Here is a 6,701-nt window from a genome sequence, read left to right as displayed (position 1 = left end):
GGCGGCGCAGAAGTACTTCGCCGATGGCAACAACGAGTTCGCCGCCGCCAAGGGCGTGAAGCTGGACAACCCGGCGCTGCAGGCCATGGGCGGCGAGCACTTCAAGATCGAGACCGTGCCGCTGGCGGCCGTGGCGAAGAACCTGACCAAGGTGCAGCAGATGCTGGACCGGGTGGGCTACAAGTAAACCGGACCGGTCCCCAGAAAAAAGGCCGCGCCACCGCGCGGCCTTTTTCATGTCAGACCGAGCGCGTCAGCCCGCCGTCCACCCGCAGGTTCTGGCCCGTGATGTACGCCGCGCCGTCCGAGGCCAGGAAGGCCACGGTGGCCGCGATCTCCTCGCTCGTGCCGTAGCGCTTCAGCGGCACGCTGTCGCGGCGCGCCTCGGTGGGCGGCAGGCTGTCGATCCAGCCCGGCAGCACGTTGTTCATGCGCAGGTTGTCCGCCGCGTAGGTGTCGGCGAAGACCTTGGTGAAGGACGCCAACCCCGCGCGGAACACCGCCGAGGTCGGGAACATGGCGCTCGGTTCGAAGGCCCAGGCGGTGGAGATATTGACGATGGCCCCGCCCTTTTGCTGCTGCATGTGCGGCGTCACCAGCCGCGTCGGGCGGATCACGTTCATGAGGTAGGTGTCCATGCCGCGGTGCCAGTCCTCGTCGCTGATGTCGAGGATGGGGCCGCGCGGCCCGTGGCCCGCGCTGTTCACCAGCACGTCGATGCGGCCCCAGCGCTCCAGCAGCGCGTCCAGCAGGCGCTTGAGGTCGTCGGTGGACTGGTTCGAGCCCGTCACGCCCACACCGCCCAGTTCCTTGGCCAGGGCCTCGCCCTTGCCCGAGGACGAGAGCACGCCCACGCCATACCCATCGGCCGCGAGCCGCCGCGCCACGGCCGCGCCCATGCCACTGCCACCCGCCGTGACCATCGCCACCTTGACTGCCGCCATGTCCTTGCCTTCCGTATGAGTGAGGGAAGCGGCGGATGCTACCCGGGGACCGCGGAGCGCGCGGGCCGGGGGCCTCAATACACGTCGCGCCGGTAGCGGCCTTGCGCGGCCAGGTCTTCCAAGGCCTGGTCGCCCAGGATCCCGCGCAGCGTGCGGTCGACCTCGCCCGCCATGCCATCGAGGCTGCCGCACACATAGAGGGCGGCACCCCGCCCCACCCAGTCGCGCACGGCCCCGGCCGCGTCGGCCAGCGCGTGCTGCACGTAGCGGCGCTGTGCCTGGTCGCGCGAGAACACCCAGTCCACGCGGCAGAGCCAGCCCTGGCGCGCCCAGGCATCGATCTCCTCGCGGTGGTGCGCGTCGTGGGCCGACTGGCGTTCGCCGAACAGCAGCCACATCGGCGCCACATCGGGCGGGCGCGGCGCGCTCGCGGCATCGTGCAGGCGGCCCGCGGCGGCGAGGCGCCCGCGCAGGTGCCCGCGCAGGCCGGCCAGGCCGGTGCCGTTGCCGATCAGGATCAGCGGGCGATCGGCATTGCCAGCGATGCGAAAGCCCGCGTGCGCGCGCACGCGCAGCATCGCGGTGCCATCGAGCGCCAAGCCCTCGGTGAGCCAGCCCGAGGCGACGCCCGGCTGGCCGTCGGCGCGGCGCGAACGGCGCACCAGCAGGTGCAGCGCGCCATCGGCCGGCACCGAGGCAATGGAGTAGTCGCGCGGCGCACCCGGCGCCCCGGGCACCTCGACCTGCGCCAGGTCGCCGGCCTGCCAGTCGGGCAGTGCGCCGGCGCTGGGCACCAGCTCCAGGTGGTGCACCGGCTCGCCCGCGCTGCCCGGGTTGAGGTGGCGGCGTGCGCGCAGCCGCCAGGGCTGCAGCGCCGGGGCCTCCCAATCGGGCAGGTCGCTGGTGCCGGCCAGGTGGGCCAGGTGCTGGCGCCACTGGCGCAGCGCCTCGGGGTCGCTCTTGTCCACGTCGATGCGCTCGAACAGCGGCAAGGCGCCGCGCGCCCGCAGCCAGGCGTCGAGCGCGCGGCCGAAGCCGCAGTAGTGGGCGTAGGCGGTGTCGCCCAAGGCCAGCAGGCCCACGTGCAGGTGCGACAGGCTCACGTCGGCCGAGGCCATGACCTGGCGCGCGAACCGGGCGGCGCTGTCGGGCGGATCGCCCTCGCCGTAGGTGCTGGCCACGCACAGCAGGCGATCGGCCTGCCGCAGGTCGGCCAGGCCCAGCTCGCCCAAGGGCGCCAGCCGCACCGGCACACCAGCGGTGTGCAGGGCCTGCGCGGTCTGCAGGGCCAGTGCCTCGGCCTGCCCGGTCTGGCTGGCGTAGGTCACCCACCAGGCGGGCACGCCGGGCGTGGCGGGCAGCAGCGCGGCCACGCGGCGCCGCGCCTCGGCCTGGCGGCGCCGGTGCTGCCAGGCGAAGGCGCCGCACATCAGGGCGTACAGGGCCAGCACGGCCAGGGCGTAGGTGATTTTTTCCGGTAGAGGCATCGGGTGGCGTGGGCGCGGTGGGCGGCGAACGCGGTTCAGCCCGCGAGGCGCTCCATCGCGCTGGTGAGGGTTTCGCTGAGGCGGCCGTCGGCCTCGCGCTGCAGGAACAGGGCCGCGATGCCATGGGCCTCGGCCAGGGCCAGGCCCTGCTCGCGACCGGCCACGGTGAGCGCGGTGGACCACGCGTCGGCCCAGAGGCAGTCGGCGTGCAGCACGCTCACCGAGGCCAGGCCGTGCGCCACGGGCTGGCCGCTGCGCGGGTCGATGCTGTGCGGCAGGCGCTGGCCGTCCATGAGGTAGGCGCGGCGGTAGTCGCCCGAGGTGGCGACCGACAGACCGTGCAGCGCCACGCGCGTGGCACGCGGCGCGACCTGGCCGGCGCGCACGGGCGGCGTTTCCAGGTCAACCCACCAGGGCATGCCGTCGGGCCGCAGGCCCTGGCCGCGCAACTCGCCGCCCAGCTCCACCAGCGCGTGGGCGACGCCCATCGCCCGCAGCCGCCGCGCCACGCGGTCCACCGCGTGGCCCTTGGCGATGGCCGAGAGGTCGAGCCGCAGGCCACCGGGCTGCGTGGCCTCGCGCGCGGCGGCGTCGAAGCGCAGCGCGCGCCAGTCGGTGGCGGGCATCGCGGCCCGCACGGCGTCGGCCGAGGGTGGAGCGAAGCCGGGGTCGGTGTAGCGCGGCGCGGGACCGAAGCCCCAGAGGTTGACCAGCGCGCCCGCAGCCGGGTTGAAGGCGCCCGAGGAGGTGTCGGCCAGCCAGAGCGCCGCCGCCAGCACCTCGGCGAAGGCCTCGGGCAGGGGCCGGCGCGCGCCGGCGGGCGCGGCGTTGAACCGCGCCAGGTCGGACGTGGGCAGCCAGCTGCTCATCTGCCCGACCACCAGGTCCAGCTCGGCCTCGATGGCCGCGCGCAGCGCGCCCTGGCGCGCCGCGTCGCGGTCGGCCCAGAGCACCTGCCAGGTGGTGCCCATGCTCTCGCCACGCAGGCGCTGCAGGCGCGCGCCCAGCAGGGGCGCCGCGCCTTCGATGTGATCGGGCACCAGTACGCGGGTCATGGTGGACTTGGGCCGCGCACGGAGCGCCCCGCCCCGGGGGCTGCGCGGAACCGGCTTCGCCGGGCCGCAGCTGCCGCCCCCATGGGGGGTCGCGCGAAGCGCGGCGGGGGGACCTACTTCGGCAGCACTTCCAGCGTCAGGCTGTAGTTGGAGCGGCGCACCGGCTCGGCCAGGGTACCGGCGGGGCCGCTGGGCGGCGCGGGCGGCGCGCCCTCCACGCGCGGCGCACGCGGCGGGGCCACGTTCACCCAGTACATGCCGGCCGCCGGCCACTTCACCTGGATCTCGCCGTTCTGGTCGGTGGTGAGGCGGATCTCGCCGAGCTCGCTGCGGTAGCGCAGGCCGTCCAGGATGACGGTGGCCGCGTAGCCCGCGGCGGGCTTGCCGTTGTCCAGGAAACGGAAGGTGGCCGTGTCGCCCTCGACCAGGTCGTTCGGGTGCGTCACCGCCACCAGTTCGATGCCCGCACCCGTGGGCTTGAGCGCGTCGGTGCTGGGCTTGCCGCGCGTCACGAAGGTCTCCACGCGGCTGTTGTTCTGGCTCACGCGCAGCTCGGTGGCGTCGGCCGGGATGTCCTTGGCCAGGGACTCGGCCGAGCCGCGCAGGCGCTTGGTCTCGCCGCCGACCTTGAAGCTGGCGATCAGGCCGTCGTTGACCAGCGCGATGCGGTAGGTGCCCTGCTGCTCCAGCTTCACGTCGAACATGCTGCGGTAGCGGCCCTTGGCCTGGTTCTCGGCCGGCACCGGCTGGCCGTTGGGGCCGATGACGACCAGGTTGTCCAGGCCGGCGGCGTTGTGCTCGTAATAGAAGATGTCGTTGGAGATGGCGGCGTCCACGCTCACCCAGGGCTGTTGGCCCGAGTAGACGGTGCCCGAAGGCAGCAGCCAGGCGCGGTGCGCGTGCGCGGCCAGCGGCAGGGCCAGGGTGGCGGCCGCCGCCAGGGCGAGCGCGCGGGCGCGAAGCGGAATGTTCTTCATCGAGAGGTCTCCGGTCGGTTTCGGGGCTTCAGGGTTTGACGGTGACGCTGATCGCGCCGAGTTCGTGCTGGCCGCGGGCCTGCGTGGTGGTGGCGCCCTTGGGCGGCCACACGAAAGGCACCTTCACGAGCTCGCGGCCGCCCACCTCGCGTGCGGCCTCCAGCACCACGGCGTATTCGCCGGGGGCCAGTTGGCCCAGGGCGGCATCGCCGAACTGCAGGCTGTGCTCGCCGGGCGCGCGCGTGGCGCCGCTCAGGCCATCCACGGGCATGTTCAGCTCGCGCCCGCTCTTGCGCCACCAGGCCCGCATGTCCTTGAGCCACTTGGTGCCCTCGTTGTTGCGCAGCTTGATGTCGTACCAGACCGCGAGGTTGCCCACGAAGGACTGGTCGGGCTTCTCGATCCAGACCGCCACGTAGGGGCGGTGGTACTCCGCCACCGACAGGCGCGGGATCTCGACCTTGAGCGCCATGTCGGCGGCCACGGCGGGCCAGGCGAGGCCGGCCGCGGTGAGCGCGGCGGCGTAACGGATGGTCGTCATGGGAAAACGGCTCCTTGGAGGGTCAGTGGATGAACAGGATCACGAGCAACAACGGGATCACCAGGCCCGCGCCCACCATGGGCCAGGTGGTGGGCCGCGCGGCGGCGTGGAACTTGAGGATGAACAGGCCGGTGATGGCGAACACCAAGCAAGCCACCGAGAAGATGTCGAGGAACCACTTCCAGGCCAGGCCGGTGTGGCGGCCCTTGTGCAGGTCGTTCAGGTAGGAGACCCAGCCGCGGTCGGTGCGCTCGTATTCCACGCCGCCGGTCTCGCGCTCGATGCGCAGCCAGGCGTCGCCACCCGGTCGCGGCAGCGAGAGGTAGATCTCCTCGGGCGACCACTCGGCCTCGCTGGCGGGCAGGCTCAGGTCCAGCGCCTCGGACAGCCAGGCGTGCACGGCGGGCGGCAGCGCGGCGTTGCCGGGTTCGTCGTCCTTCACCGCCAGCGCGGCGCGCAGGTCCTCGGGCAGCTCCAGCGCCTTGTTCTGCACCACGGGCGTGGAGGGGATGTCGGCGGCGTGGTTGAGCGTGATGCCCGTGAAGGCGAACAGCAGCATGCCGATCAGGCACAGCGCGGAACTGATCCAGTGCCACTGGTGCAGGGTCTTGAGCCAATAGGCCCGGCTGGACGCCGCCGGGGCGGCCGAAGGGGGTTTGGCGGAGGTGTCTGACCGGGTATTCACAACTTGCAAATTATAACCATTCTCATTTGCAAGACCAAACCGAGAGACACCATGGGACCGGCTTTGCGGGCCGCAGGTGACGCCCTCTTGAGGGGTTCGCGCGAAGCGCGAGCGGTGGGTGGCCTTAGGACAACGACGGGGACTCGACCCAGTCGCCGCCCAGGGCCTTGTAGAGATCCACCGCGGCCGTGAGGCGCGAGAGCTTCTGCGTGGCCAGCGCGTCCTGCGCCGAGAACAGCGTGCGCTGCGCGTCCAGCACCGAGAGCAGGTCGCCGCTGCCCTCGCGGTAGCGCAATTCGGCCAGTTGCAGCGAGCGCTGCGCCTGCGCCACCAGCTCGCGCTGCAGCGATTCCTGCCGCTCGCTGCGGGAGAGGTTGCCCAGGCCGTCGTCGACTTCCTTCAAGGCGGTGCGGATGGCCTTGCCGTAGTTCTCGATCAGCACCACGCGCTGCGACTCGGTGGTGCGCACCTGCAGGCGCTGGCGGCCGCCGTCGAAGATGGACTGCGCCAGCGACAGACCCAGCGAGACGCTGCGCGTGGGGTCGGCCAGGCTCAGCAGGGCCGAGGTGCCCAGGCCCAGCGAGCCCGACAGCGATACGCTGGGCAGCAGCGCCGCGCGCGCGGCGGCGACGTTGGCGTCGGCGGCGGCCAGCTGCGACTCGGCCGAGGCCAGGTCGGGCCGTCGCGTGAGCAGCGTGGCGGGCAGGCCCGGGGCGAGTTCGGGCACGCGCAGCTGCGAGAACGCGCCGCCGGCCGGCGTGTAGCCCTGCGGCACGCGGCCCAGCAGCAGGGCCAGGGCCGAGGCGGTCTGGCGCTGCTGCAGCTCCAGCGGGATCAGGGCGGTGCGCGCCGACAGCACCGTGGCGCGCTGCTGAGACACCTCCAGCGCCGTGGCCACGCCGTTGCGCTGGCGCGCCTCGACGACGCGCAGCACGCGCTCGGCGGTCTCCAGGTTCTGGCGCGCGATCACCAGGCGCTCGCCGGCACTGAGCCAGAGGAAGTAGTTGCCGGC

The 6,701-nt window shown here is 73.0% G+C and carries 7 protein-coding genes and 1 pseudogene; 1 reads left to right on the top strand and 7 read right to left on the bottom strand.

What is annotated here, in order from left to right:
- A pseudogene (locus BGO22_RS18270) lies at nt 1-187 on the top strand (Fe(3+) ABC transporter substrate-binding protein); the annotation flags it as partial.
- A gap of 52 nt (nt 188-239) precedes the next feature.
- Here BGO22_RS18270 and BGO22_RS18265 read toward each other — a convergent pair.
- The 7 genes from BGO22_RS18265 to BGO22_RS18235 all read right to left on the bottom strand — a co-directional run.
- Nucleotides 240-944, bottom strand: a complete 705-nt coding sequence (locus BGO22_RS18265) for an SDR family oxidoreductase (protein WP_070397925.1) — start codon at nt 942-944, stop codon at nt 240-242.
- 74 nt (nt 945-1,018) lie between these two features.
- Nucleotides 1,019-2,431 carry a sulfite reductase subunit alpha gene (locus BGO22_RS18260; protein ID WP_070397926.1) on the bottom strand — a complete coding sequence of 471 codons (1,413 nt, stop codon included), beginning with the start codon at nt 2,429-2,431 and terminating at the stop codon, nt 1,019-1,021.
- A 35-nt stretch (nt 2,432-2,466) separates the two neighbouring features.
- On the bottom strand, nt 2,467-3,486 hold the full coding sequence (locus BGO22_RS18255) for an FAD:protein FMN transferase (RefSeq protein ID WP_070397927.1): 1,020 nt from the start codon (nt 3,484-3,486) through the stop codon (nt 2,467-2,469).
- Nucleotides 3,487-3,599: 113 nt separating this feature from the next.
- On the bottom strand, nt 3,600-4,463 hold the full coding sequence (locus BGO22_RS18250; protein ID WP_070397928.1) for a DUF4198 domain-containing protein: 864 nt from the start codon (nt 4,461-4,463) through the stop codon (nt 3,600-3,602).
- A 28-nt stretch (nt 4,464-4,491) separates the two neighbouring features.
- Nucleotides 4,492-5,004 carry a DUF2271 domain-containing protein gene (locus tag BGO22_RS18245; RefSeq protein ID WP_070397929.1) on the bottom strand — a complete coding sequence of 171 codons (513 nt, stop codon included), beginning with the start codon at nt 5,002-5,004 and terminating at the stop codon, nt 4,492-4,494.
- Between the two features lie 22 nt (nt 5,005-5,026).
- The gene (locus BGO22_RS18240; RefSeq protein ID WP_070397930.1) at nt 5,027-5,689 is read right to left on the bottom strand and encodes a PepSY-associated TM helix domain-containing protein; all 663 of its coding nucleotides are present in this window, start codon (nt 5,687-5,689) and stop codon (nt 5,027-5,029) included.
- 124 nt (nt 5,690-5,813) lie between these two features.
- Nucleotides 5,814-6,701, bottom strand: an 888-nt coding sequence (locus tag BGO22_RS18235) for a TolC family protein (protein ID WP_286852096.1), incomplete at its 5' end; no start/stop codon positions are given.

The sequence above is a fragment of the Hydrogenophaga sp. 70-12 genome, assembly GCF_001897365.1.
In the GTDB taxonomy this organism is placed as follows: Bacteria; Pseudomonadota; Gammaproteobacteria; order Burkholderiales; family Burkholderiaceae_C; genus Hydrogenophaga; species Hydrogenophaga borbori.
This window is presented reverse-complemented; position numbering and strand designations above follow the sequence as displayed.